General features: G+C 65.9%; 25 protein-coding genes and 1 tRNA gene. 17 read left to right on the top strand and 9 right to left on the bottom strand.

All coding sequences use genetic code 11. The annotated features are described in order from the left end of the window. The first annotated feature begins 53 nt into the window (after nucleotides 1-53). The 5 genes from rsfS (at nucleotide 54) to E3T35_RS00645 (ending at nucleotide 2,004) form a co-directional block, all read left to right on the top strand. Complete coding sequence (gene rsfS, locus E3T35_RS00625; RefSeq protein WP_092339974.1) at nucleotides 54-467, top strand: ribosome silencing factor; 414 nt, start codon at nucleotides 54-56, stop codon at nucleotides 465-467. Between the two features lie 73 nt (nucleotides 468-540). Continuing rightward, nucleotides 541-616 (top strand) — tRNA-Ala (locus E3T35_RS00630). Nucleotides 617-808: 192 nt separating this feature from the next. Then, nucleotides 809-1,150: an Lsr2 family protein gene (locus E3T35_RS00635; RefSeq protein ID WP_092339975.1), complete on the top strand. Its 342-nt coding sequence runs from the start codon at nucleotides 809-811 to the stop codon at nucleotides 1,148-1,150. Between the two features lie 98 nt (nucleotides 1,151-1,248). Further along, complete coding sequence (locus tag E3T35_RS00640; RefSeq protein WP_370449281.1) at nucleotides 1,249-1,569, top strand: YchJ family protein; 321 nt, start codon at nucleotides 1,249-1,251, stop codon at nucleotides 1,567-1,569. Between the two features lie 99 nt (nucleotides 1,570-1,668). Then, the gene (locus tag E3T35_RS00645; RefSeq protein WP_134377610.1) at nucleotides 1,669-2,004 is read left to right on the top strand and encodes a TIGR02611 family protein; all 336 of its coding nucleotides are present in this window, start codon (nucleotides 1,669-1,671) and stop codon (nucleotides 2,002-2,004) included. A 17-nt stretch (nucleotides 2,005-2,021) separates the two neighbouring features. On the opposite strand, the gene E3T35_RS00650 is transcribed toward E3T35_RS00645, so the two are convergent. Then, nucleotides 2,022-2,402, bottom strand: coding sequence for a hypothetical protein (locus tag E3T35_RS00650; protein ID WP_104090451.1), 381 nt, complete (start codon nucleotides 2,400-2,402; stop codon nucleotides 2,022-2,024). A gap of 179 nt (nucleotides 2,403-2,581) precedes the next feature. Here E3T35_RS00650 and E3T35_RS00655 point away from each other — a divergent pair, with 179 nt between their 5' ends. From E3T35_RS00655 to E3T35_RS00685, 7 genes are all read left to right on the top strand, one after another. Next, nucleotides 2,582-3,616 carry an LLM class flavin-dependent oxidoreductase gene (locus E3T35_RS00655; RefSeq protein ID WP_134377611.1) on the top strand — a complete coding sequence of 345 codons (1,035 nt, stop codon included), beginning with the start codon at nucleotides 2,582-2,584 and terminating at the stop codon, nucleotides 3,614-3,616. Nucleotides 3,617-3,759: 143 nt separating this feature from the next. Then, entirely contained in the window at nucleotides 3,760-5,946 is a 2,187-nt protein-coding gene (gene glgX / locus E3T35_RS00660; RefSeq protein WP_134377612.1) for a glycogen debranching protein GlgX, read from the top strand. A gap of 10 nt (nucleotides 5,947-5,956) precedes the next feature. Continuing rightward, the gene (gene treY, locus E3T35_RS00665; protein WP_241988679.1) at nucleotides 5,957-8,344 is read left to right on the top strand and encodes a malto-oligosyltrehalose synthase; all 2,388 of its coding nucleotides are present in this window, start codon (nucleotides 5,957-5,959) and stop codon (nucleotides 8,342-8,344) included. Next, nucleotides 8,341-10,095, top strand: a complete 1,755-nt coding sequence (gene treZ, locus E3T35_RS00670; protein WP_134377613.1) for a malto-oligosyltrehalose trehalohydrolase — start codon at nucleotides 8,341-8,343, stop codon at nucleotides 10,093-10,095. The genes treY and treZ overlap by 4 nt, the downstream gene beginning before the upstream one ends. 58 nt (nucleotides 10,096-10,153) lie before the next feature. After that, nucleotides 10,154-10,675, top strand: coding sequence for a hypothetical protein (locus E3T35_RS00675; protein ID WP_134344081.1), 522 nt, complete (start codon nucleotides 10,154-10,156; stop codon nucleotides 10,673-10,675). Continuing rightward, the gene (locus E3T35_RS00680) at nucleotides 10,672-11,418 is read left to right on the top strand and encodes an enoyl-CoA hydratase/isomerase family protein (protein WP_134344080.1); all 747 of its coding nucleotides are present in this window, start codon (nucleotides 10,672-10,674) and stop codon (nucleotides 11,416-11,418) included. The genes E3T35_RS00675 and E3T35_RS00680 overlap by 4 nt, the downstream gene beginning before the upstream one ends. A gap of 201 nt (nucleotides 11,419-11,619) precedes the next feature. Further along, complete coding sequence (locus E3T35_RS00685) at nucleotides 11,620-12,615, top strand: hypothetical protein (protein WP_134377614.1); 996 nt, start codon at nucleotides 11,620-11,622, stop codon at nucleotides 12,613-12,615. 121 nt (nucleotides 12,616-12,736) lie between these two features. Here E3T35_RS00685 and E3T35_RS00690 read toward each other — a convergent pair whose 3' ends face one another. From E3T35_RS00690 to E3T35_RS00715, 6 genes are all read right to left on the bottom strand, one after another. Continuing rightward, entirely contained in the window at nucleotides 12,737-14,131 is a 1,395-nt protein-coding gene (locus E3T35_RS00690; protein ID WP_134377615.1) for a DUF2079 domain-containing protein, read from the bottom strand. Between the two features lie 400 nt (nucleotides 14,132-14,531). Continuing rightward, a complete protein-coding gene (locus E3T35_RS00695) occupies nucleotides 14,532-15,956 on the bottom strand; it encodes a dihydrolipoamide acetyltransferase family protein (RefSeq protein ID WP_134377616.1) in 1,425 nt (474 codons plus the stop codon). Further along, a complete protein-coding gene (locus tag E3T35_RS00700; RefSeq protein ID WP_134344076.1) occupies nucleotides 15,956-16,975 on the bottom strand; it encodes an alpha-ketoacid dehydrogenase subunit beta in 1,020 nt (339 codons plus the stop codon). Before E3T35_RS00700 ends, E3T35_RS00695 begins: the two co-directional genes overlap by 1 nt. After that, nucleotides 16,972-18,114 carry a pyruvate dehydrogenase (acetyl-transferring) E1 component subunit alpha gene (pdhA, locus tag E3T35_RS00705; RefSeq protein ID WP_134377617.1) on the bottom strand — a complete coding sequence of 381 codons (1,143 nt, stop codon included), beginning with the start codon at nucleotides 18,112-18,114 and terminating at the stop codon, nucleotides 16,972-16,974. The genes E3T35_RS00700 and pdhA overlap by 4 nt, the downstream gene beginning before the upstream one ends. 109 nt (nucleotides 18,115-18,223) lie before the next feature. Beyond that, nucleotides 18,224-18,712, bottom strand: coding sequence for an Lrp/AsnC family transcriptional regulator (locus tag E3T35_RS00710; RefSeq protein ID WP_134344074.1), 489 nt, complete (start codon nucleotides 18,710-18,712; stop codon nucleotides 18,224-18,226). A gap of 6 nt (nucleotides 18,713-18,718) precedes the next feature. Beyond that, a complete protein-coding gene (locus E3T35_RS00715) occupies nucleotides 18,719-19,492 on the bottom strand; it encodes an oxygenase MpaB family protein (RefSeq protein ID WP_134344073.1) in 774 nt (257 codons plus the stop codon). 218 nt (nucleotides 19,493-19,710) lie between these two features. Here E3T35_RS00715 and E3T35_RS00720 point away from each other — a divergent pair, with 218 nt between their 5' ends. Next, nucleotides 19,711-20,271, top strand: a complete 561-nt coding sequence (locus E3T35_RS00720) for a YceI family protein (protein WP_092339990.1) — start codon at nucleotides 19,711-19,713, stop codon at nucleotides 20,269-20,271. A gap of 50 nt (nucleotides 20,272-20,321) precedes the next feature. Here E3T35_RS00720 and E3T35_RS00725 read toward each other — a convergent pair whose 3' ends face one another. Together E3T35_RS00725 and E3T35_RS00730 are read right to left on the bottom strand one after the other, a co-directional pair. Further along, nucleotides 20,322-21,176 (bottom strand): phosphotransferase family protein, encoded by an 855-nt coding sequence (locus E3T35_RS00725; protein WP_134344072.1) that lies wholly within the window; start codon nucleotides 21,174-21,176, stop codon nucleotides 20,322-20,324. Between the two features lie 207 nt (nucleotides 21,177-21,383). After that, on the bottom strand, nucleotides 21,384-21,674 hold the full coding sequence (locus E3T35_RS00730; RefSeq protein ID WP_134344071.1) for a DUF4287 domain-containing protein: 291 nt from the start codon (nucleotides 21,672-21,674) through the stop codon (nucleotides 21,384-21,386). Nucleotides 21,675-21,801: 127 nt separating this feature from the next. On the opposite strand from E3T35_RS00730, the gene E3T35_RS00735 reads away from it, so the two are divergent. The 4 genes from E3T35_RS00735 to E3T35_RS00750 all read left to right on the top strand — a co-directional run bounded on the left by E3T35_RS00735 (nucleotide 21,802) and on the right by E3T35_RS00750 (nucleotide 25,964). Then, nucleotides 21,802-22,389: a DinB family protein gene (locus E3T35_RS00735; protein WP_134344070.1), complete on the top strand. Its 588-nt coding sequence runs from the start codon at nucleotides 21,802-21,804 to the stop codon at nucleotides 22,387-22,389. A 149-nt stretch (nucleotides 22,390-22,538) separates the two neighbouring features. Beyond that, entirely contained in the window at nucleotides 22,539-23,573 is a 1,035-nt protein-coding gene (locus tag E3T35_RS00740) for a nitronate monooxygenase family protein (RefSeq protein ID WP_241987612.1), read from the top strand. Nucleotides 23,574-23,748: 175 nt separating this feature from the next. Beyond that, nucleotides 23,749-25,224: an amino acid ABC transporter substrate-binding protein/permease gene (locus tag E3T35_RS00745; RefSeq protein WP_241987611.1), complete on the top strand. Its 1,476-nt coding sequence runs from the start codon at nucleotides 23,749-23,751 to the stop codon at nucleotides 25,222-25,224. Beyond that, nucleotides 25,221-25,964 (top strand): amino acid ABC transporter ATP-binding protein, encoded by a 744-nt coding sequence (locus E3T35_RS00750; RefSeq protein ID WP_134344068.1) that lies wholly within the window; start codon nucleotides 25,221-25,223, stop codon nucleotides 25,962-25,964. The genes E3T35_RS00745 and E3T35_RS00750 overlap by 4 nt, the downstream gene beginning before the upstream one ends. Nucleotide 25,965 lies beyond the last annotated feature (1 nt).

Here is a 25,965-nt window from a genome sequence, read left to right on the forward strand (position 1 = left end):
ATCATCGCCACAAGCGCATTCGCGCCTCGCGGCACAATCTCAAGGATTCATTCATGACCACGTCACCCCACGCCCTCGAGCTGCTTGCCATCGCCGTCGCCGCCGCCGACTCCAAGGGAGGCGAAGATCTCGTTGCCCTCGACGTCTCCAACCCGCTTCCCCTCGCCGACATCTTCTTCATCGTCACTGGTCGGTCGGAGCGCAACGTTGTAGCCATTGCCGGCGAGATTGAAGACAAGCTGATCGAGGCCGGCCACAAGCCGCTGCGGCGCGAGGGACGCGCTGCCGGCCGCTGGGTGCTCGTTGACTTCGGTGACCTGGTCGTGCACGTTTTTCACGAAGAAGAGCGCCAGTACTACTCCCTGGAGCGACTGTGGAAGGACTGCCCGGTGATTCCGACCGGGATTCCCGCCAAAGTGACGTCAAACGAGGCCGCCGATGAGGCTGCCGACGAGGTCGCGGAGTAGCTTCGGTTTCGCAGATCCCAATCTGTGTTGTAAGCTAACAAAGTTGTTTCGGAGCAATTCGAAACAACAATCTGGGTCCGTGGCGCAGCTGGTAGCGCACCTGCATGGCATGCAGGGGGTCAGGGGTTCGAATCCCCTCGGATCCACCAAATATGAAGTAGCCCCGACATTGTCGGGGCTATTTTTTTGTGATGCGTCGTGTAAAAGTTGTGAATGCAAAAGAAATACCGCGTGGCGGGTATCGGAAAAGGAGTTCGGCAGCCATAATTCGTTAGTGGTTATCGCCACACGCGAATGTATCCATCCCGAATGTATTCGACACCTCATTGGAGAATCTCAGAATGAAGAAGACCACGGTTCAGCTGCTGGATGACCTTGACGGCACCGTTATTGAAAATGGCTCCGGAGCAACCGTTTCCTATGCTTTCGAAGGGGAATCGTACGAGATCGATCTGTCCGCCGAAAACCTCGCTGAATTTCGCGCCGCGATCAAGCCATACACAAATGTTTCCCGACGCGTTGGCTATGTGCCCGCTAAGTCACGCGGTACCAGTTCGGCCGGTTCGGACCGGGCCGAGCTCCAGGCCATTCGTGCCTGGGCTGCCGCCAACGGCGTTGCCGTATCCGACCGTGGGCGCATTGCCGGCACCGTGCGCGAGGCCTATGCCAGGGCGCAGGCCTAGCAGAGCCCGAACAGACCATTACTCTGGATCAGCGGTGTCCCTGCCTGAGCGAGGGCACCTATGTCGTCTGTTGCGGCCGCTTTCACAGCGGTGCTGCGGTGCCGCCGACGGCCGAATGGCTCATGCGATCTCGGTATAGCGCCTTCTGCCGGGGTGAGGCGCAGTATCTGCTTCAGACGTGGCATCCGTTGACCCGACCGGAATCACTCGAACTGGACCCGGCGATAACTTGGCGACGGCTCGATATCGTGCGTACAGAGCGCGGTGGTTTACTCGATAGTGAGGGCGTCGTGGAATTCGCAGCGCACTATCGTGAAAACGGCATAGCGGGTCAGCAGAAAGAAGTGAGCCGCTTTCTCAAGGTTGACCGCCAATGGTATTACCTCGATGCCGTTCCAGACAGCCTGAACTCCAGATAGCCACTTCCAGCCGCATGGCCGGGATGGAATCTCAGAGGGCGCGTCACCGCGGTCGATATCGGGCGGCCACCTCCCAGAAATCTGGCTTAGATTGGGTAGATGTCTGAGCATCTCTCCCGCGATATCGCCAGTGGCAGTGACCCGCGGCATCCGGTGCGGCGGGCCCTGCGACGAGCTCGCGCGTGGGTTGACGGGCACCCCTATTTACTCTTCGCCTATCGCCTCGGGGTCGGGCTGCTCGGCACAGTGATTGTTGTTATCGGCATTATTCTGATTCCCCTGCCTGGGCCGGGGTGGCTGATCGTCTTCCTGGGACTCGCCGTGCTCGGAACGGAATTCGCTTCAGCGCGTCGGCTCGGCGGGTTCCTCAATCGGATTGTCACGCGGGTCTGGGCCTGGTGGCGTTCGCGTCGCGACCGTCCGGTGGCCGGCTGATCTGACCGCAGGCGCGCTCAGCGAGCGGTCAGAAACAGCGCGGCCAGCAGCGCGATGTAGACGATGACGAAAATTGCCGGCGTGACGAATCGCACGACATTGACCCAGGGCGCCATGGCCACGATGCTCCGGGTGAGCGCGCTGGGCGTCTCCAGGCCACGCAGGTCGGTGATGACGGCGAGGCCTTCATTGGCCGCGGCGATCTGGGCCAAAGCTCCGAAAATGCCCGAGGCTAGCAGGATGCCCGCCGCGGCGATGCGCACGGAGAGCTCTGTCGTGCCGAGGCCCAGGGCGAGAAAGCCCACGATGGCCGTGAGCAGGAAGGTCGGCGCGGCCTGGGACGCGATGATGTGTCCGCGGGCTTTCACCCAGGCAGTGATGAGCTCGGATTCGGTCATGGCTGGCTCCATTCTTCGGGTGCCGCACGGCACCTGGCTCTATTCTGGCCGCTCCGGCAGATCGTACGGTTCTTTCAACCGTGCGAGTCTGGGTGAAACGGAATAACAGCGGCCGGGCCAAGGTTCCACCGGTGTATGCATGTGCATAGAAAAGACTCGTTCTGAGAGGCTGTACCCGCGTGACGCACAAACTTGAACTGGGACTCGATACCTTCGGTGACGTCACCTTCGACGCCGATGGGCGGCCGCTGGCTCAGCCACAGGTGCTGCGCAACGTCGTGGCCGAAGCCGTGCTGGCCGACCAGGTCGGCCTGGATTTCTTCGGCATCGGCGAGCACCACCGCGCCGATTTCGCGGTGTCAGCACCCGAAGTGGTGCTCGCCGCGATCGCCGGCCAGACCAGCCGGATTGGACTGGGCTCAGCCGTGACCGTACTCAGCTCCGACGACCCGGTGCGGGTCTACCAGCGCTTCGCCACGCTCGACGCCCTGTCGTCTGGACGCGCGGAGGTCATTCTCGGGCGCGGTTCGTTCACCGAATCCTTTCCGCTGTTCGGCCTGGATCTCGGTGACTATGAGCAATTGTTCGAGGAGAAGCTCGAATTGTTCACCGAACTGCTCAAAGAACAGCCGGTGACCTGGTCCGGTCAGACCCGGGCAGCCCTGAACGACCAGACCGTGTTTCCGCCGACCGAGTCCGGAGCGATCAAGACCTGGATCGGTGTGGGCGGCAGCCCTGAGTCGGTCATTCGCGCCGCGCACTACGGTCTGCCGCTCATGCTCGCCATCATCGGCGGTGCGCCGCTCGCCTTCGCGCCTCTCGTCGACCTCTACCACCGCGCCCTGGCGCAGTTCGAGAAGCCCACGCTGCCGATCGGTGAGCACTCGCCCGGCTATATCGCCGAGACGGATGCTCAGGCTCGCGACGAAATGTGGCCGCACTACGAGGCGATGCAGAACCGCATCGGTCGGGAGCGCGGCTGGGGCCCGGCTACTCGGGAACGTTTCGAGCAGGATGCCGGCCCCGACGGCGCCGTGTTCGTGGGTTCACCCGAGACCGTGGCCACGAAGATCGCCACGGTGGTGCAGGGACTCGGGCTCAGCCGGTTCGACCTGAAGTACAGCATCGGCACGCTCCCGCACGAGAAATTGATGAACAGCATCGAGCTCTTTGGTATTCGGGTCGCACCGCTCGTGCGCGAACAACTCGGCTAAGCCTGCCCGGAGCGGCTCGGAAGACCGGATATGTCGGCGGATGCCTGTAGCGTATTCTCCAAGCGCGAGTCGGTCATCCGTCGGCGCTGTCTTGTCGCCTCTGTCGCACCTGACCGTGTCCCATCTTCATCCCGAGGAGTCTCATGGAAACCTGGCCCGGAACCGCCTACCCCCTTGGCGCTACGTTCGATGGGAGCGGTACCAACTTCGCCCTGTTCAGCGAAGCCGCCCAACGTGTCGAGCTGTGTCTTATCGACGAAGACGGCGGTGAGACGAGGGTCGACGTGTGGGAATCATCCGCTTTTATCTGGCATTGCTACCTGCCGCTGGTGCAGCCGGGGCAGCGCTACGGGTATCGGGTGTACGGCGACTACAACCCGGCGGCCGGTAGCCGAGCCAACCCGAACAAGCTGCTGCTCGACCCATACGCCAAGGCCACCACGGGGGCCATCGACTGGGACCCGTCGCTGTTCTCCTACGATTTCGACGACCCGGATTCGGTGAACGACGAGGACTCCGCCTCGCACATGATGCTCGGCGTCGTCGTCAACCCGTTCTTCGACTGGACCGGTGATCGATCCCTCCGCACCCCCTACAGCGAGTCTTTCATCTACGAGGCACACGTGAAGGGCCTGACCAAGCTGCAGGAGTCCGTGCCCGAAACCCAGCGCGGCACCTACGCGGGCCTGGCGCATCCGTCGGTGATCGACCACCTGCAAAAGCTCGGTGTGACTGCCATCGAGCTGATGCCGGTGCACCAGTTCGTCAATGACGGCACCCTCGTGGAGCAGGGGCTCGGCAACTATTGGGGCTACAACACGATCGGATTCTTCGCGCCGCACAACGCGTATTCCTCGACCGGTGACCTCGGCCAGCAGGTGCAGGAATTCAAGGGAATGGTGCGCAGCCTGCACGCCGCGGGCATCGAGGTCATTCTCGACGTGGTGTACAACCACACCGCCGAGGGCAACCACATGGGTCCGACCCTGTCGTTCAAGGGCATCGACAACGAGGCCTATTACCGCCTGATGGACGACGACAAGCGCTACTACATGGACTACACAGGGACCGGCAACACCCTCAACGTGCGGCACCCGCACGTGCTGCAGCTCATCATGGACTCGCTGCGCTACTGGGTGCTCGAGATGCACGTCGACGGCTTTCGGTTTGACCTGGCCAGCGCCCTGGCCCGCGACCTCTACGAGGTCGACAAGCTCTCCACCTTCTTCGAGCTCGTGCAGCAAGACCCGATCGTCTCGCAGGTCAAGCTCATCGCCGAGCCGTGGGACGTCGGCCCCGGCGGCTATCAGGTCGGCAATTTTCCCTCCCAGTGGTCGGAATGGAACGGCAAGTACCGCGATACTGTGCGTGATTTCTGGCGGGGGGAGCCATCCACTCTCGGCGAATTCGCCTCCCGCGTCGCCGGATCGGCCGACCTCTACGAGCACTCCGGGCGCCGTCCGATGGCGTCGATCAACTTCGTCACCGCGCATGACGGCTTCACCATCGCCGATCTCGTGTCGTACAACGAGAAGCACAATGACGCCAACGGCGAAGACAACAAAGACGGCGAGTCGCACAACCGCTCCTGGAACTCGGGCGTCGAAGGTCCCAGCGATGATCCGGAGATTCGTGGGTTGCGCGCGCGGCAGGCACGCAACTTCATTGCGACGCTGCTTTTGTCGCAGGGGGTTCCGATGCTGCTGCACGGCGATGAGCTGGGCCGAACCCAGCAGGGTAACAACAACACCTACGCGCAGGATTCCGAGCTGACCTGGGTGCACTGGGACGAAGCGGATGTGCCGCTGATCGAATTCACGGCGGCCGTTTCCCGCCTCCGCCGCGAGCACCCGACGTTTCGGCGCAGTCGCTTCTTCGACGGTCGCCCCGGTAACCGCGTCGCGGGCGAATCGCTGCCCGATATCGTGTGGCTGGGCACCGATGGTGAACCGATGGCGTCGGAAGACTGGGACGAAAACCTCGCTCGCACGGTCGCCAAATTCCTCAACGGCAACGGAATCCGTGAGCGAGACGTGCGCGGTCAGGACGTCACCGACGACAACTTTCTGCTGTTGTTCAACGCCGACGCCGAAGACGTCGAATTCACGCTGCCACCCGACGAATATGCCCCGGCCTGGGAAATTGTGGTCGACACCGCCGGTGAGGGGGCCGATTCCATCGCTCGTCCGGCCGGAGCCATCCAGACCGTGGCCGGTCGTTCCCTCGTGGTCCTGCGCGCCTATCACGAACCCGAAGTTGCACCGGATCACTCCGTCGCCGCGTCACTGGCCGGTGCCACCGGTCTGATCACGCTGCCGGGCCACAGCTGAGGGCCGTTCGGTGACCCTTGACGCAGATCTTTTCGTGACGGTGCCCGTCGTCGCGCCGTTGTCGACCTACCGCCTGCAGATCACTGCGGGTTTCGACCTTGACGCGGCCGCAGGGATCGTCGATTACCTTCGCGATCTCGGTGCCGACTGGGTCTACCTGTCGCCGCTGTTGACGGCCGAAGACGGATCGGAGCACGGCTACGACGTCGTCGACCACTCCCTGGTCGACCCAGCACGCGGCGGGGCGGATGCCTTGGGTCGCCTGGCCACTGCCGCGCATCGGGCCGGGCAGGGCGTGCTCGTGGACATCGTGCCCAACCACGTGGGCGTGGCCACGCCGCGGCAGAATCCTTGGTGGTGGGACCTGCTGCAGAACGGCGAACAGTCACGGTACGCCGAAGCCTTCGACGTGGACTGGGAGTTCGGTAGCGGCAGAATCCGCATTCCGGTGCTCGGTGATGATCAGGGCGGCGATAGCCGCGGCGAGCTCGACCGGCTTGAGCTGGTCGACGGCGAGCTGCGCTACTTCGACAACCGGTATCCGCTGGCGGCCGGAACCGCCGACGACGGTGCCAGCCCGGCCGAGGTGCATGATCGCCAACACTATGAGCTCGTGAACTGGCGCCGCGCTGACGCGGAGCTCAACTATCGGCGCTTCTTCGCCGTGAACAGTTTGGCCGGCATTCGGGTCGAGGTGCCGTGGGTGTTCGAAGAGTCGCACCGCGAGATCGTGCGCTGGGTCAAGGACGGCCTGGTTCAGGGCCTCCGGGTGGACCACCCCGACGGCCTCGCGGACCCGGCCGGCTACCTCGAAGCCCTGCGCCGCGCCACCGACGGGGTGTACGTGCTGGTCGAGAAGATTCTCGAGGGTCCGGAACAACTTCCGTCGAGCTGGGCGACGGCCGGGACGACCGGGTATGACGCCCTCGCCGACGTGGACCGGGTGCTCGTCGATCCGGCCGGTCAGCCTGCCCTTGACGCCCTGGAATCACGGCTGCAGGGCGACTCCGTCGCTTGGAACGATCTGGTCTTTCGCAACAAGCGTGCGGTGGCCGACGGCATCCTTCGCTCGGAAGTGCTGCGCATCGCCCGTCTGGTACCGAACGACGAGGGGACCGACACCACCGCCGACGCCGTGGCCGAACTGCTGGCCTGGTTTCCGGTCTATCGCTCCTACCTGCCCCTCGGCCAGGGCCACCTGCAGGAGGCGGCGGAGCGGTCGATCACGCACCGCCCGCACCTGGAGGCCGAGATCGACCGGCTGCTGCCGCTGCTGGGAGACCCGGGGCATCCGGCGGCCGTACGTTTTCAACAGACTTCGGGCATGGTGATGGCGAAGGGTGTCGAAGATCGGGCCTACTACCGGTTCGGTCGGCTGACCTCGCTCAACGAGGTGGGAGCCGACCCCGACGAGTTTGCGGTGACGGTGGCCGAGTTTCACGACCGGCAGCGCGCGCGCCAGGCGGGCTTTCCGCGGTCGATGACGACGCTGTCCACCCACGACACCAAACGTGGCGAAGACGTGCGCGCCCGTATCTCGGTGCTCGCCGAGATTCCCTCCGAGTGGGAGGCCTCCCTGGACCAGCTGCGGGAGGCGCATCCGCTCGGGGACGCACCGTCTGAGAACCTGCTCTGGCAGGCAATCGTCGGCTCCTGGCCGGCCAGCCGGGAGCGACTCGCCGCCTACGCGCTCAAGGCGGCGCGCGAGGCCGGAACCATCACCACGTGGACAGAGCAGAACGCCGAATTCGAAGCGAAACTGGGGGACCTCGTCGCTTTCGCTACCAGCCCGGGGTCTACCCACGATCTGATTGCTGCGCTGGTCGAGCGGATGCAGCAGGCCGGCTGGAGCAACTCGCTCGCGCTCAAACTGCTGCAGCTGACCATGCCGGGCGTTCCCGACGTGTACCAGGGCAGTGAACTGTGGGAGACCTCACTCGTCGACCCCGACAACCGTCGCACGGTCGACTACACGCAGCGCCGCGAGTTGCTGACCCGCATCGACAGCGGATGGCTTCCCGAGGTAGACGAGACAGGTGCCGCCAAGCTGCTGGTCACCGCCCGGGCCATGCGGCTGCGCCGCGACCGGCCGGACCTGTTCACCCGCTACGCCCCGGTTCCGGTTTTCGGGTCGGGCGCGAGCCACCTCGTGGCGTTTGATCGCGGGGGAGCGATCACCCTGGCCACCCGATTGCCGATCGGGCTGCAGGAGGCGGGCGGTTGGGGAGACACGACGATTGCTGTGGCGGGGCGCGCCTATATCGATCTGCTCACGCAGGAGCGCTTCGAGGGCCCGAACCTCGACGTCGCCCAGGTGCTCGCGCACTACCCGGTGGCGCTCCTGGCGGCCGTCGATGACCGAAATCCCGTCACTACCCACACAGGACGACACGCATGAACGATCAGAAATTTGCCGTCTGGGCTCCTGACGCGCACGCCGTGCAGGTGCAACTCGGCCTCCGCCAGCTCGAGCTCACGGCGCGCGACGACGGGTGGTGGGAGCTGCCGGCATCCGCTCAACCACCGGTCACCGGACCGATCGACTACGGATTCATCGTGGACGGGCGCGGACCGTTCGCCGACCCCCGGTCGCGGCACCAGCCGGCCGGGGTGCACGCCCTCTCGCGCACCTTCGACGCCTCGGCCCACGTCTGGCAAGACGCCGACTGGACCGGTCGCCAGCTCGCCGGCGCCATCATCTACGAGCTGCACGTGGGAACCTTCACGCCCGAGGGCACCTTTGACGCGGCCGCGAGCCGGCTCGATCACCTGCATTCGATCGGCGTCGATTTCATCGAGCTGCTGCCGGTGAACGCGTTCAACGGCACGCACAACTGGGGCTACGACGGCGTGCTCTGGTACGCAGTGCACGAGGGCTACGGCGGCCCGGCCGGGTACCAGAACTTCGTCGACGCCTGCCACCAGCGCGGCATCGGCGTCATCCAGGACGTCGTTTACAATCACCTGGGGCCGAGCGGCAACTACCTGCCCCAGTTCGGCCCGTACCTCAGTGAGGCGGCCGGTAACACCTGGGGCTCGTCCCTCAATCTCGACGGTCCGCACTCCGACCCGGTGCGCCGCTACATTCTCGACAATGCACTGATGTGGCTCGGCGAATACCACGTCGATGGGCTGCGCCTCGACGCGGTGCACGCCCTGCGCGATACCAGCGCCACCCACTTGCTCGAGCAGCTCGCCGTCGAGGTCGCAGTGCTCAGCGCCGAAACCGGCCGGCCGCGCACCCTGATCGCCGAATCCGACCTCAACGACCCCCGGCTCGTGACGCCGCGCGAGGCCAACGGCTACGGTCTCGACGCACAATGGAGCGACGACTTTCACCACGCCGTGCACGTCGCCCTGACCGGCGAAACGACCGGCTACTACGCCGATTTCGAACCCCTCAACGCCCTCGCCAAGGTGCTCACCCACGGGTTCTTCCACGACGGCACCTACTCGAGCTTTCGCGAGCGCACGCACGGCCGCCGCATCGACCTCGAGCGCATGCCCACCTGGCGGCTGGTCGTCGCCTCCCAGAACCATGACCAGATCGGCAACCGTGCCGTCGGCGACCGGTTGAGCGAGCAGCTCGATACCGGCCAGCTGGCCATTGCCGCCGCGTTGACCCTGCTCGGGCCGTACACACCGATGTTGTTCATGGGCGAAGAATGGGGAGCCAGGACACCGTGGCAGTTCTTCACCTCGCATCCCGAACCGGACCTCGGCGCCGCCACGGCCCGTGGTCGCATCAACGAATTCGCCCGCATGGGCTGGGATCCGGCGCTGGTTCCCGATCCCCAGGACGCGAAGACCTTCGAGCGCTCAAAGCTCAACTGGAACGAAGCCGCCGAACCACAGCATGCTCGCCTGCTTGGGTTCTACCGCGACCTGGCCGCTGTGCGCCGCACCCGCCCGGACTTCACCGATCCCCGCTTCGACCAGATCGCCGTGGAATTCGATGCGGCAGCCGGCTGGCTGCGGCTGCACCGTGGCAGCACCCAGATCCTGTTCAATCTCGGCACCCAGCCGGTGCACGTTCCGGCGGGGGGCGGTGACATCGTGCTGTCCTTTGCGGCCGCGGGCGACGCCGTGCAGGGTCGGCTGCCCAACGCCCTGCAGCTGGCACCGCATTCCGTGGTCGTCCTGGCCTGATCGCGTCTGGCAAGATGGGGCTGACTGCTGCACGACCAGGCAGCAGAGAGGACCAGGCATGGGATCGTTTCTGTCGCCGACAACAGCCACCGCGCTCGTGCACCTGCTCAACCTGCAACCGGATGCCGCGCCCCTGGAACGGCTGCGCGCCATCCGCGCGCTGCAAGCAGCGCTCGAACACGACCCCGCCACGCTCGCCGCCGTGCGTGACGCTGTCGCGGCAGATACGTCGTGGGACGAGATCGCCGACGCGACCGGTCTCAAGGCACCAGCGGCCAAATGGCGCTGGGGCGGCACCGACGACGAGATCAGTGCCCGCCTGGAAGCGGGCCGCAAACGATCCGTGCGGCCCAGCAGCGTGCCCACCGACCTTCCCGGGCTGTCCGTCGCTGAGGCGGCGGCCGCGCGCGGAGTGAGCGCCCAAGCCATCTATCTGCAGGTGCGCCGCGGAACCCTGGTCAGTCGCACCGTGACCCTGCCCGACGGTCGCAGCTACAAGCGTGTGTTCCCGGCCGGCACGCCCGACCTCGAATCCAGTCCCGATTCCCGCCCCGACATCAATGGAGACGTCCCACTATGACGAGTACCCCGACCACCCTCACGATTGAACGCCGCGCCGACCGGGTGCACGTCGAACTCAACCGACCCGACGTGCGCAACGCCATCGACCAGACCATGATCGACGAGCTGCACGCGGTCTGCGCCGAGCTCGAGCAGCAGCCTCGCATCCTGATCATCAGTGGCGCGAACGGTGTCTTCGCCTCGGGCGCCGACATCGCCCAGCTGCGCGAACGGCGTCGCGATGACGCGCTGCTCGGCATCAACTCCGGGCTGTTCTCCCGCATCGCGAAGCTGCCGATGCCGGTCATCGCCGCCATCGACGGCTGGGCGCTCGGCGGCGGCGCCGAACTCGCCTACGCGGCCGACTTTCGGATCGCATCGACGAGCGCCAGGCTCGGCAACCCCGAGACGGCGCTTGGCATCCTGCCCGCCGCCGGCGCGCTGTGGCGCCTGGCCGAGCTGGTCGGGGAGCCGGTGGCCAAGGAGATCATCCTGGCCGGGCGCATCCTCGGCGCCGCGGAGTGCCTTGCTGTGCACCTGGTCACCGAGGTTCACGACCCCGACGACCTGCTGGCCGCCGCGCACGCGCTGGCCGACCGTATTGCGGCGCAGGATCCCCTCGCGACCCGGCTGGCCAAAGAGGTGTTCCACGCTCCCCGCGCGGCGCATCCGCTCGTCGATAACACGGCCCAGTCCATTCTGTTCGAATCGGAGGCCAAATTCACCCGAATGGATGCCTTCCTCGCCCGTCGCAAGCGCTGACCGCCCAGCCCGCCTGGGCCGCCGGAGTTCTCACGACGAATCTCGGTGGCGAATTCAGGAAATCCGGAGGCGCGGCGCTGGTACGGGCGATTCTGGTCTGTGCCGGTTCGTTTTTGCGGAATTCGCCACGGGAAAGGCCTGTGCTTGGATGGAAGGAGTGCGAGGGCGGACTGGTCTGCCCGCACTCGATCGGGGGACCTCATGACACTGGTGAACAGTTCGGCGCCGACCCGCCCGCGGGATATCGCTGCAGCGCTGACTCTGTGGCTGCCTTTCATGGCGGTCGTCGTCACCTGGCTGCTGTGGATCGATCGCCTGCCGGGCGTGCTGCCACGGCAGTGGGGGCGCGACGGCGCGGTGAGCTCGACGATGCCCACCTGGGGAATGGCCGTGATTGCGCTCGTGGTGAGCCTGGGTGCTGCCAGTCTGGCCACCTACTGGCTCCGCGAGCGGGGTGCGCCCAATCGCCGCCAGGCCTACCTCGGGCTCGGCCTCGCTGCGGGGCTGTCGTCGAGCCTGTGGCTGACCACGGCCGGCATCACCGTTGCTGCCGGAGCCGCGGAACCGAAAATGGGCGCCTGGGTGCTGCTCACCTTCGCCGCCTGCGGGTATGGTCTGCTGTCGTTTCTGATTGCCCAGAAATGGGTGACGCCGGCGACCGTAACGGAACTCCCGGAGACGACCGCCGCGACAGCGACCGCCGATCCCGCCGCCACCTGGACCAAGGTCGTGACGAGCCCGGTCATGGCTACGATCGGTGGGCTCATCGTGCTCGGTGGGGCCATCGGAATCGCGGCCCAACTGCGCGACGAGGGGCTGACCGGTACGGCCGCGGCCAGCGCCATGGCGGTGGCGATTGTCGTTCTCATCCTCACGGTCACGCTGCTCTTCGTGCAGGTTCGGGTGAGCGTGGACCACCGCGGGCTGCGCGTGGTGTCGCGGTTGCTGGGCATCCGTTTGAAGCAGGTGCCGCTCGACCAGGTGGAGTCCGCGTTCGCCGAGACCGTGAGCCCGTTTCACTCCGGTGGCTGGGGATACCGACTGACCGGCGGACGCTCGGCCGTGGTCATGCGTGGCGGGCCAGCCCTCGTGGTGAATCTGCGGCGCGGCAACCAGTTCGCCGTGACCGTCGACGACCCGCAGGGTGCCGCGGCCCTGCTGACCGGGCTGAGGGCCGCGAACCCGACGGCGCACTAGCGCCCGGGCCCACCTTATGGCCCGGGGCCCAGTTTCTAAACTGGGCCCGTGGACGGGGCCCGGGCCCCGTCCACGGTGCCGGGGGTCGCGAAGTACAGCGTGGGGAATGGACGCAAGGGGATCAGGGCGCATTGGCGTCGCGGCGCGCCACCTCGTACCCGTCGGCGGCATAGATCGTGGTGAATTCCACTCCGGGGTGCAGCGCCTCGCCCACCACCTGCGCCGACGTCCACTCGGCGGGCAGACCGCCGGCGGCAAGATCGATCACGAGGTAATCCGGCAGCGGATTCTTATTGCCGAGCCAATAGACATCCGTTCGTTCGACGAGATAGTTCATCAGCCCGATGTCTGATTCGACCAGCGCCCCGTCGGGCACAATCTGCAGTGCGGCGGTCGCAGCGGCGGCGCGATGCGTCGAAAAATGGGCCGGGACATCCGCCAGTTTGAACAGCGGCAGCGTCGTGGCGAGGACGAGCGCTGCGACAATCGAAACGGATGCCGCCAGCCGCCCGTATCCGCGCAGCCAGCCCCGCAGGCTGCCGCGAGCGAGCGCGATTCCATCGAGCACGGCAGCAAACAGGATGGGCATCAGCACGGCGCTGTACTGCCAGGTCGGACCCCAGTAGCCCGAATTCTCCGACAGGAACCGCCAGGCCAGAGTGGGCAGCAGCACGAGCGCCAGCGGCGACCGCACCGCGATGAGCCCGCCCGCTACGACCAGCAGAAGCAGAGTCACGCTCTTCTGCGGCTGAAATAATGCGGCCGGGTCCTGCAGAATGCCGAGCAGGTCGATGCTGCTCGAATAGGCCCAGGCGCCGTTCGGGTTGAGCAGCGGCAGAATGACCAGGCTGGCCAGGGCGAACCAGCCCACGCCCCAGACGGCCAGCCACACGCCGAGCGGATGCCGGCTGCGCACGGCCAGCACGATGCCCAGGGCGGCCACGGTGAGTCCGAGGTCTTCCTTCACGAACACGAGCGGCATCGCCCAGAGCAGGCAGGCCACCCACTGGCGCCCCAGAAAGGCGCACAGCGACAGCGCCAGCAGCGGAACGGCGAAGGCAATCTCATGGAACTGCGCCTCGACCGCCCCCTGCAGTCCCCAGCTGAACGCGAAGGCCAGCCCGAACAGCGTGCCGGTGAGTCGGCCGAGCAGCCGAACGGCCGCGTAGGTGAGGGCGGCGGCGGCAAGGCCGAACAGCGCGTTCTGCACCACCAGCAGGGTGAACGCGTGCGGGAAGACTACGAAAATGGGGCCGAGCAACACCAGGAGCGGATGAAAATGATCACCGAGCAGGTTGAAGCCCTCGCCCTTGATCGTGACAATGGGCGCCTCGAGCGCCGCGTACTGGCGAGCCAGCTGGGTGAAGATTCCCAGGTCCCAGGACGGTGCGGCGAAACTGCGCCACTGCAGGGCCGAGAACACGGTGAACAGCGCGGTTGTCACCAGCCCGACAGCGGCCGGAAGCACGAACGGAGCCAGCGCGGGTGTGAACTGGCCGCGGCGGATTCCCCTCATCCGACCACGCTAACGCACCCCGTGGCTGATCCTGTAGCAGTACGGGACCTTTGGTCCTAGGGGACCGATCCAGCAGGCGACACACTGAGAACGTGCCCCAAACAACGGCACATTCGGAGATCGCATGACACTCACTTGCCCCTTCTGCCGTTCGAAAGCCCGACTGAGCCCGAATCCCGCCCACGCCGAGCGCAATTCACTTCCCGTCTACATTCTCAAGTGTTCCGGATGCGACCACACCAGTGTGCGCGTCACCCCGGTTCGCGGCCAGCGGGACACAAACGCCGTCGGCGTCTGATTCACCGCATCACCCCGCTCATCCTCCCGGCGTCCCCCGCGCCGTCGAGGACAATAGGAACACCTTCGCATGCCCCATGCGAAGGTGTTCCTTTCTGTGCCCCTACAGATCGGCGAGCAGGCTCACCGGGTTTTCGATGCAACGGGCCACGTAGGTGAGAAACCCCGCAGCGGTTCCGCCGTCGCAGACGCGGTGATCGAACACCATCGACAGCTCAACGACGGTACGCACCGCGAGTGCGTGGTCGATGACCCAGGGGCGTTCGATCATGCGCCCGATGCCGAGGATCGCCGCCTCCGGATGGTTGATGATCGCCGCCGAACCGTCGACGCCGAGCGACCCGAAGTTGTTCAGGGTGAACGTTCCGCCGGTCAGCGCACTCGGCGCGAAGGTGCCGCCCTGGGATTGGGCCACGAGGGCGGCGATGGCGTCGCGCAACTGCCGGGTGCTCATCGCGTGTGCACCGTGGATGACCGGAACCATCAGCCCGCGCGAGGTTTGCGCGGCGATGCCGAGGTTCACGGCGCCGTGCTGCAGGATCTCCTGGCTCGCGGTGTCGACCGAGGAATTGAGCACCGGAAACTGCCGCAGGCCGGCCACGACGAAACGCGCGATGAGCGCCGTCACGCTGAATCGTTCGCCGGTGGCTGTGAGCAGCTGATCTCGCGCTGCGAACAGGGCGGTCGCGTCGACATCGAGCCAGATGGTGGCCTCGGGGATCTCCCGCCGGGACGTGGTCAGCCGCTGTGCGACGACCTTGCGCAGACCGGAAATAGGAATCCGGATGTCGGCGCTCACGTCGTCGCGACCGGCCGGCGTTGCGCTGGCCGCCGCACCCGTCGCCGCAATCACGAGAACGGGCGGCGCGGACGTAGGCGGCTCCGACGTGGTCAACGCGGACGTCGTCAACGCTCGAATGTAGTCCTCAACATCGCTGCGCAGCACCAGATCGTTCTGGCCGCTGCCGGCGAGCATGCTCGCGTCGAACCCATTCTCTCGTGCGAGTCGGCGCACGATCGGCGACACGACGGGGGAGCGGCGGGCCGCATCGATACGGACCGGTTCGACCGCCGCGGGAATCGGCGTGGGCGTTGGTGCTTTCAGCCGGGCCACGGCATCCGCTGTGGTGACCGTGCCGAATCGACCGGCGGCCACCGTGCGCGGCGGCCGGGTGCTCTCGGTGGTGCCGTAACCCACGAGAACCGCGCCGGAACCTTCGGACAAGGTACTGTTCGGCGCCGCGGCGACGGGAACTCCCACAGTGGCGCCAGCCGCGGACACATCGGTGGCGGCATCGGCAACCGTCAACAGCACCTGCCCGGCGTGGATGACCTGCCCGGGCTCACCGAACAGGCTCGCCACGACTCCGCCGTAGGGCGACGGCAGCTCCACGATGGACTTGGCCGATTCGACCTCGACCACGGCCTGGTCGATGACGATCGTGTCACCGGGAGCGACCAACCAGGCCACGATCTCGGCTTCGGTGAGACCCTCGCCGAGGTCGGGCAGCAGAAACTCGCGGCTCATCAGGACCACTCCCAGGTGGAGAGTGCGGCCAGAATACGGTCGGGGGTGGGCAAGAAGTACTCCTCGAGCTTGGGCGACGGGTACGGAATGTCGAAGCCGGTGATGCGCAGAATGGGCGCGGCCAGGTAGAAGAAGTTGCGCTCGGTCAGGCGCGCGGCGACCTCGGCGCCGTAGCCGCCGAACTGCGCGGCCTCGTGCACGATGGCGGCGCGACCGGTTTTACGAACGGATGCCCCCACCGTCTCGTCGTCGAACGGCGACAACGAGCGCAGGTCGATGACCTCGATCGAGAGTCCCTCGGCCACGGCCTGCTCGGCGGTGGCGAGAGCCGTTTTCACGGTCGGACCGTACGCGATGAGCGTGACGTCGGTGCCCTCCCGCAGCACGACGGCCTGGTTCAAAGGCTCGGTCTGCACCGGCAGCGCGAGGGAAGCCTTGCTCCAGTAGCGACTCTTCGGCTCCATGAAAATGACCGGGTCGTCGCTGCGAATGGCGTCGCGCAGCATGGAATAGGCGTCGGCCGGGTTCGACGGGCTCACCACGGTGAGTCCTGGCGTTGCCGTCCAGTAGGCCTCGGAGGAGTCGGAGTGGTGCTCGACGCCGCCGATGTCGCCGGCGTAGGGGATACGGATGACGATTGGCAGCGGGATCTTGCCGCGCGTGCGGTTGCGCATCTTCGCCACGTGCGACACGATCTGCTGGAACGCCGGGTAGCTGAACGCGTCGAACTGCATCTCCACTACCGGGCGCAGGCCGTACATGGCCATGCCGATCGCGGTGCCGACGATGCCGGCCTCGGCCAGCGGTGAGTCGCTCACCCGGGTCTCGCCGAATTCAGCGTAGAGCCCGTCGGTGACCCGGAACACGCCGCCGAGCGGTCCGACGTCTTCGCCGAACAGAACGACCGTCGGGTCGTCGACCATCGCGTCGCGAATGGCCGCATTGAGCGCCGCGGCCATGGTGAGGCTTTCGGGCGCGCGCACGGCGGTGCCCGTCTCCAGGGTCTGCTGCGGGCTCATCGGATGCTCTCTTTGTTAGCAATAGCGGATGCTGCGGCATCGCCGTCGAGTTCGGCCGCCAGAAAGGTGCGCTGCTCGGCCAGGGCGGCCCGCGGGGTGGAATAGACGTGCTCGAACAGTTCGAGCGGGTCGATGACCGCCTGCTCGGTCATGCACTCGCGAGTGGTCGTAGCGAGATCCTCGGCGGCGGCCAGAATCAACGCCCGCACCTCCTCGGTGAGTGCGCCCTGGGCGACGAGATACTTTTCCAGGCGTTCGATTGGATCGCGGCTGCGCCACAGGTCGACGTCGGCGGTCTTGCGGTAGCGGGTGGGGTCATCCGAGTTGGTGTGGGCTTCGATGCGGTAGGTGAGGCCTTCAATGAGCGTGGGGCCGCCGCCGCTGCGGGCACGGTCCATGGCCGCCGACACGACGGCGTACATGGCCGCGACGTCGTTGCCGTCCACGTAGTAGCCGGGCATGCCGTAGCCGATCGCCTTGTCGGCGATGGTGCGGCAGGCCATCTGCTTGTCGAGCGGCACGCTGATGGCGAACTGGTTGTTCTGCACGACGAAGACCACCGGGGCCTGCCAGACGGCGGCGAAGTTGAATGCCTCGTGGGCGTCGCCCTCGCTCGTGGCACCGTCACCGAGCAGGGTGAGGGCCACGGTGTCGTCGCGCTTGAGCTTCGCGGCGGTGGCGAGGCCAACAGCGTGTAGTGCCTGGGTGGCGAGCGGCGTGGCCTGCGGGGCGATACGGTGCTGCTGGTAGTCGTAACCGCTGTGCCAGTCGCCGCGGAACGAGGCGAGAATATCCTTCGGCTCGACGCCGCGCGTGAGCAGCGCGATGCTGTCGCGGTAGGTGGGAAACAACCAGTCCTGCGGGGCGAGCGACGCGACGGCGGCGATCTCGCAGGCCTCCTGCCCGAGCGCGGACGGGTAGGTGGCCAGGCGGCCCTGCCGGGTGAGGGCGGTCACCTGCACGTCGAATCGGCGGGCCACGACCATCTGGCGGTACAGATCGAGAAGGGTCTCCACGGGTGGGAGGGCGAAGCCGCCGCTCTCGTTCTGGGGGGCCGCACGGCCCTGATCGTCGATCAGACGCAGGGGTGGGGGTGCCAACTCGGCGGTCAGGCTCGGGTTCTCGACATTGAGGCTCATCAGGCAATGGTGCGCCCTTTTTACCGGCGCGGCTGCGCTTTTTCGCAGTTGTGAACGATTGGCCGATCCGCTGCCAGACGGCGGCCAAACGGCGTTCTGGAATCGTGAATCAGTGCCAGGCGTCCGGGGTGGCTCCGGGAGCGTGCCCGGTGATTTCGTCGAGAATCAGGTGTGACCGGGTCGAGATCACTCCCGGCATGGTGTGGATATCGCGGAGGATGGCCTGGCTGAGCTGCTCGTGATCGGGCGCGCTGACGGTGAGAATAATGTCGATGTCGCCGCTCACGGCCTGTGCCTTCTCGACGAAGGGCAGTTGCGCAAGCTGCGCGGCAATTTCACCCCAGGCCACGTCGCCGATCTTCACGACGACCAGCGCTGACACGTTGAGACCGAGCGCCTTGCGGTCAGTCTGGGCGCCGAACCCGGTGATCACGCCGTGGTTGATCAGCTTCTGTACCCGGGTGTGGGCTGCGGTGCGCGAGATGTGCACCTGCAGGGCCAGCTGGCGCATGGAAAGGCGGGCGTCACGGCTGAGCTCGGCGATGATCTGGCGATCGGTGCTGTCGAGTCCGGGGTGGGGAGTCTGCGGTTGCGTCATGAGTTTTCACACTACCGGCGCCAGCGCGGAAGCGTGGAGGGCGCGCAGGTAGTGATTCTTCGGCCAGTGTCGCAGCGCTTGAGGCAGCCGCGGATAGATCAAGCGGATGCCGCCCAGCACCCGCTCAAATCGTCGCTGCCGCCGGGTCGACCACGGCAGTTGGAAGAGTGTGCGAACGTGCGGGGGGAGTAACCCGGCGGTCATCAGACGGGCCAGGGGGAGGGCGGCGCGATACCAGAGCGGCGCCCTGCGGGAGTGCAACAGGTCGTGTGCGACGGTGCGGGTGGCGGCATCCGTGGTGAGGAGCGTCAACTGCTCAGTCCAATAGCGGCCGAATGCTGCCCGGTCGCTCGGCCAGAGCTCCGGCGGCACCTGCAGCGACGTACCCAGGCGTGAATACTCCCGGTAAACCGCATCGGCGGTGTCGTCATCGAGGGGCCCGTAGACCAGGCCGTGCAGGTGGGTGGCCGATTCGTACAGCGTTGCGGCGACCCAGAGCTGCAGTTCGGGGGTGAATGCGTTGTACTCAGGGGTCGTGCCGCGCGAATGCACCGGACCGTGCGCGTGGTTGACCCGTGCGGTCATCGCTTCGGCCTGGTCGGCATCGCCGAACACGATCGCGTAGACGTAGCTGAGGGTGCCGTTCAGTCGGTCGAGCGGCCGGGCAGCGAAGTTGCTGTGGTCGGCCACACCGTGTCCGATCGCCGGATTGGCCAGCTGCAGCAGGATGGCGCGGCCTCCGGCAGCGATCAGGATGCCCTCGCCAGCGACCCCCTGCATGTTCGGTGCGCCTCGTTGTCTCACAGCTACCTCCCAATAAACACGCAGAACCCCGTGACAGGGTGAGCCTATTCGGTCGGGCTGAGTTTAGGTCTCGTCTGAACGCCCGAATAGGGGGACATGAATATTTGTCTTTTGGGGAATACCACCGTCTTCTATGCGCTTGCATGTACCCGAGGGCGACAAATCCTGGGCCCACACACTTGAGGAGAACTTTTATGAGCGACACCAACGTACTGAGCATCCCGGGCTACAAGGCCGGAACCTGGACCATCGACAAGACCCACAGCTCCGTCAGTTTCAGCATTCGCCACATCGTCATCAGCAAGGTCAAGGGCACCTTCGACGACTTCGACGCCACTTTCGTCACCGGCGAGAACCCGCTCCAGACGAGCGTCACCGCGTCCGCCCAGGTTGTCTCGATCAACACCAACGAGCCGGGTCGCGACGGTCACTTGCGCACTGGCGACTTCTTCGACGCCGAGACCTACCCGACCATCGGCTTCGTGTCAACCGGCGTGCGCGTGGTTAAGGACGAGTACCTTGTCGACGGCAACATCACCATCAAGGGCGTCACCAAGCCGGCCACCTTCGAGTTCGAGTTCGGCGGCTTCGGCGGAGACCCCTACGGCAACTACAAGTTCGGCGCCACGGCCAAGACCGAGGTCAACCGCGAAGACTTCGGCCTCACCTACAACGCTGCCCTCGAAACCGGCGGCATGCTGCTCGGCGACAAGGTCACGATCACCCTCGAACTGCAGGCCGCGCTCAACGCGTAACCCGTAGTTTTCTCGTGAGCAGGGCCCCACTTCGGTGGGGCCCTGCTTCGTTAACGAGCCAGCAGGAGTATCCATTCGGTCAGGCGTCGACGCAACCCGGCACCATCCAGGTCGATGCGACCGAGGTCCTGATAGTTGGGCGCCCAGGTTTCCACCCGGGGGTAGGCCTTCAGGGCGGCGAACTGGTCCCAGCGGGCAACTTCGGGGGTGGGGGAGCCGAAGGCATCGTCGTAGGCGCGGGTGAATTCCTCGGCCACGGTCACGTCGTAGAGAAACACGAGGTCCTGGCGGCACCAGGCCAGGTCGTAGCCGCGCGGCGCGCGGCCGGCTCCCGACCAATCCACGATCCCGGTGAGGTGGCCCTCATGCCAGACAGTATTGCCCGACCAGAAGTCGTTGTGGGTGAGCACTCGCGGTTCGTCGTGGAGCTCTGTCCAGACCGGGTGCATCGGTGACGTGGCCGCTGGCTCGGTGAACAGCTCGGGGAGCGACGAGTCAACGGCCATAGAGTGGATGCGCGCAAGCGCCTGCCCGAGTTGCCGGGCGAAGTCCTGCGGGTCCTGCGGGGTAATCGAAGCCCGACCCGGAAGCAGCGTCGTGACGATGAGCGGGCATCCGTTCGGTATCCCGTCAACTTTCGCCGTGCCGTCTGGGTCGGCGGCGAGCAGTTGCGGTGCCAGCTCACCAAGATCGCCCAGCCCTGCAAGCACCTGAATCTCGCGGCGCACAGCGTTGTCACCGGGCGGGAACTCGCGCAGCACGAACTCGGCGCCATCGACTGTTCCGACGACGTTCGTTGTGGCGTGGGTGCCGCCGGGAAGCGTGCGCACCCAGTGCAGCTCGCTGACGGCGAGCTGCCGGGCGACCCACTCGAGCACGCCGGGGGAGACGGAGACGGTATTCATGTTTTAAAGCTACGGGTCTCGAGCTGCCTGACCTGCCGTCGAGTTGAGGCACCGCGAGATGACAACTTCGGTCCCGTGCTGTCCCTGGCCACGGGGCCGAAGTTGTCGTCTCGACGTTGACGTCCAACGTCCATGGGGCCGAACGTGTCGTCTCGCCCCGCGAACGTTCCCCGCGTCGGTGAGCCCGACCGCGCCCCCTCGTAGGAGTCACGCCGGGTGGGAGGACTTGCCGTCGAGCCACAGTTCGACGGACTCGTCGCGGTGCACGCCGTCGGTTCCGACGTGCTTCTCGCTGATCGTTGTGCCGTTCTTGATCACGTTGACGAGCGCCATCGCGTGGCCGCGCCCCAGACCGTAATCGGACTTGAGCCAGTCGATGATGGTGCCGGCCTTCGTCGCTGGGTCATCGAAACCCCGTTGGTGGGCGATGCCGACCAGGGTGCGCGGCGTCAGCCCGGTCTTCTCCTCGATCGCGTCGAGGTAAGCCTGAAACGACATGGGAGCCTCCTGAGTGAACAGCCTGTTGTCAGATAGTACGCAGATTTCGCGCCCGACCGGGTGATGGCGACGGCAGGCGTCCGCTTCCGGCCTATGCGGGACCGAGGCATGCTGCAAAGCTAAGGACATGGACGATTCTGCGGAGAAGACGACGCTGCTGCACTACCTGGCTTCTGGTCGTGAGGCCCTCATCTGGAAGCTCGACGGGCTCAGCGAGTACGACGTGCGGCGCCCGCTCGTGCCGACCGGCACCAACCTCCTGGGCCTGATCAAACACGTCGCGAGCGTCGAGGCCGGCTACTTGGGCGACACCTTCGGGCGACCGTTCCGGGAGGCGCTGCCCTGGCTCGACGATGAGGCCGAGATCAATGCGGATATGTGGGCAACGCCCGAGCAATCCAGGGGCTGGGTGATCGACCTGTTCCGTAGGGTCGGCGAGCACTCCGCCGCCACCATCGAGGCGCTGCCGCTCAACGCGCCGGGACGCGTGGCCTGGTGGCCGCCGGAGCGCAGCAACGTGACGCTGCACCAGATTGTCGTGCACATCATCGCCGAGACGCACCGGCACGCTGGGCACGCCGACATCGTGCGCGAACTCATCGACGGCGCTATCGGCCTGCGCGCCGACAATAGCAACCTCCCGCCCGGTGATGGTGCCTGGTGGCAGGCTTATCGGGAACGGCTGGAAGCGGCGGCCCGGTCGGTACGACTCTAGAGAGGATGCCCCAGCGGTCGTGGCACCGCCCCGATCTGTGCCAAGGTGCAAGAGGGGAACGGCTGATTCGGGCCCGCCGCCACAGTCCGACGCCAAATAGATCATCATTCCAGCTGCTGGAACAGCGGTCTAATCTATTGAGGAGCCCCGTGTTCACCCTGACAGCCCTTGAGATTCCTATCATTGCAGCCCCGATGGCCGGCGGAGCCTCGACTCCGAACCTCGCCCGTGCCGTCAGTGAGGCCGGCGGTCTGGGCTTTCTGGCCGGCGGCTACAAGACGCCAGAGGCTCTCGCAGAGCAGATCGTCGACGTGCAGCAGCGCACCGACCACGCGTTCGGCGTCAACCTGTTCATTCCGCAGCCACCGTTGACCGACCGCGCCGCCGTCGAGACCTACCGCGACGCGCTGGCTCGCGAGTACCCCGCCGCCACGTTCGGCGAGATCGCCGACGCCGACGACGATTGGTTCGCTGAGAAGGTGGCCGTGGTCATCGAGCACCGGGTCCCCGTGGTCTCCTTCACCTTCGGTCTGCCGCCGCGCGATGCAGCAGAGCGGATGCACGCGGCCGGTTCGTTCCTGATCGCCACCGTGACATCGGTGGCCGAAGCCCTGCAGGCCGTGGACCGTGGCGTCGACGCGCTCTGCGTGCAGGGGCCGGAATCCGGTGGGCACCGGGCAACATTCACGACGAGCGACGAACCGGGCACCCTGGCACTGGGGGAGCTGTTGATCGCGATTCGCGAGGTCGTGACGCTGCCGCTGATCGCGGCGGGCGGCATCCACTCTGGCGGGCAGATCGCGTCGCTGCTGGCCAACGGCGCCGCGGCCGTGCAACTCGGCACGGCGTTCCTTCGTACCGACGAGTCGGGCGCGAACCCGGCGCACCAGAGCGCCCTCCTCGAGCCGCGCTTCACCGAGACCGTTATCACCCGGGCCTTTTCCGGCCGGCCGGCGCGAGGCCTGAGCAACGCGTTCATCACCGCCCACGATGCCAGCGCGCCGCACGAGTATCCGCAGGTGCATCACCTCACCAAGGGCCTCCGAGCGGATGCCGCCCGTCGCGGCGACCCCCACGGCCTCGCTCTCTGGGCCGGCACCGGCTTTCGTGAGGCGAGCACCGGCCCCGCGGCAGCGGTGCTCTTGGGCCTCTGGATCGATGCGCAGGCTGCCGTCAGCTCGTAGACACATGCCTGACCGGCCGGAGGTCCGCTGAAAACCTGAGCGGCGCGCACCCCAAGGTAGGCTCGTTCGACAGGGTGTGCAGCATCCGCTACCCGGTGGATCAGCGTCGATCGGCGCGAAATACCCCTCTGGCCGCTAGGTGCGATCAGATCGTACGACAAGAAATGGCTCTCCTTTGCGCAAAATAACTAAATTCCGGGCGGCAAAGCTCACGGTCGCCGTCACGGCGCTGCTGGCTCTCGCCGGCGGATTCGTCGGCATCAGCGCCGCAGCCGCCAGCCAGCCCCAGGCCCAACCGAACACCGAGGTCACCGGCGAAACCTACGTCATCGGAACCGATACGACCTTTGCGCCGTTCGAGTACCGCAAAGACGGTGAACTGACCGGCATCGACATGGATCTCATTCGCGACATCGCGAAGAACCAGGGTTTCACCGTCGAGATCAAGTCGCTCGGCTTCGACGCCGCTCTGCAAGCGTTGCAGTCCAACCAGGTCGACGGCGTCATCGCCGGTATGTCGATCACCGATGAACGGCGGCTCATCTTCGACTTCTCCGACCCGTACTTCGACTCCGGCGTGCAGATGGCCGTCGCCGAAGACAACACGAAGATCACCGGGTACGCCGACCTGGCCGGCGAGAACGTCGTCGCCAAGCGGGGCAGTGAGGGCGAGACCTTCGCCAATTCGATCAAGGACGAGTACGGCTTCACGGTCAAGGCTCTGGCCGACTCGGCAACGATGTACGACGACGTCAAGGCCGGCAACTCCGTTGCGGTCTTCGACGACTATCCGGTGCTCGCCTACGGCATCAATCAGAACAACGGCCTGAAGTCGGTCACCGAGAAGGAGCAGGGCAGCTCCTATGGCTTCGCCGTCAACAAGGACCAGAACCCCGAACTCCTCGCCGCATTCAACACCGGCCTCGCCGAACTGAAGACCAGCGGCGAGTACCAGGACATTCTCGACACCTACCTGGAGCAGCCAGCACCGGCCGCGTCATCAGGCTTCTTCGGCCTGCTCAGCGACAGCCTGCCGGCCCTGATGAAGGGTCTCGGGCTCACCCTGCTCGCGACCGCCCTCTCCATCGTGATCGCCCTCGTGCTGGGCGTGCTGTTCGGATTCTTCAAGGTCTCGGAGAGCCGCGTGCTGCGCGGCATCGCGAGCGTCTACGTCAGCATCTTCCGTGGCACGCCGCTGCTGGTGCAGGCGTTCTTCTTCTACTTCGGCCTGCCGCAGCTCACCGGGCAGTCCATCGACGTGCTCACCGCCGGTGTGCTCACCCTGAGCCTCAACGCCGGTGCCTACATGACCGAAATCGTGCGCGGCGGCATCCAGTCAGTCGACCCCGGCCAGACCGAAGCCGGCCGCAGCCTCGGTCTCGGCTACGTGACCACCATGCGCCGCGTCGTACTGCCGCAGGCCGTAAAAATCATGACGCCGTCCTTCATCAACCAGTTCGTGATGACCCTGAAAGACACCTCGCTCCTGGCCGTGATCGGATTCGCCGAACTCACCTACCAGGGCCAGCAGATCTACGCCGCGAACTTCCGCACCGGTGAGACCCTGCTGATCGTGGCCGCGCTGTACTTCATCGTCATCAACCTGCTCACCATGCTCTCCAACAAGCTCGACAAGAGGTTCAACAAATGAGCAAGATCAGCGTCAGCAAGATTTCAGTACGTGGTCTCCGCAAGTCGTTCGGCTCCAACGAGGTGCTCAAGGGCCTCGACGTCGAGATTATCGAGGGCGAGGTCGTCTGCGTGATCGGCCCGTCGGGTTCCGGCAAGTCCACTTTTCTGCGCTGCCTGAACAAGCTCGATGAGCTGAGCGCCGGCACGGTCATCGTCGACGGCTTCAACCTGAGCGACAAGACGGTCGATCTCAATGAGGTGCGTCAGCACATCGGCATGGTCTTCCAGCACTTCAACCTGTTTCCGCACATGACCGTGCTGCAGAACATCATGCTGGCCCCGGTCGAGCTGAAGAAGGAATCCACAGCGGATGCCCGCGCCACCGCCCTGAAACTGCTCGACCGGGTAGGCCTCGCCGACAAAGCGACGGCTCGCCCCGCGCAGCTGTCCGGCGGCCAGAAGCAGCGCGTTGCGATCGCCCGGTCGCTCGCCGTGAACCCCGACATCATGCTGTTCGACGAGGCGACGAGCGCGCTCGACCCCGAAATGGTCGGCGAAGTACTGCAGGTTATCCGGGACCTCGCCGCCGAGGGCATGACCATGGTCGTCGTCACCCACGAGATGGGATTCGCCCGCGAGGTCGCCGACCGGGTCATCTTCATGGCCGACGGCGTCATCGTCGAGGAGGGCACGCCGGCCGAGCTGTTCGGCAACCCGCAACAACCGCGCACCCAGGACTTCCTCTCCAAGGTGCTCTAGC

This window comes from Cryobacterium sp. TMT1-2-2, assembly GCF_004403505.1.
GTDB classification, from domain to species: Bacteria; Actinomycetota; Actinomycetes; order Actinomycetales; family Microbacteriaceae; genus Cryobacterium; species Cryobacterium flavum.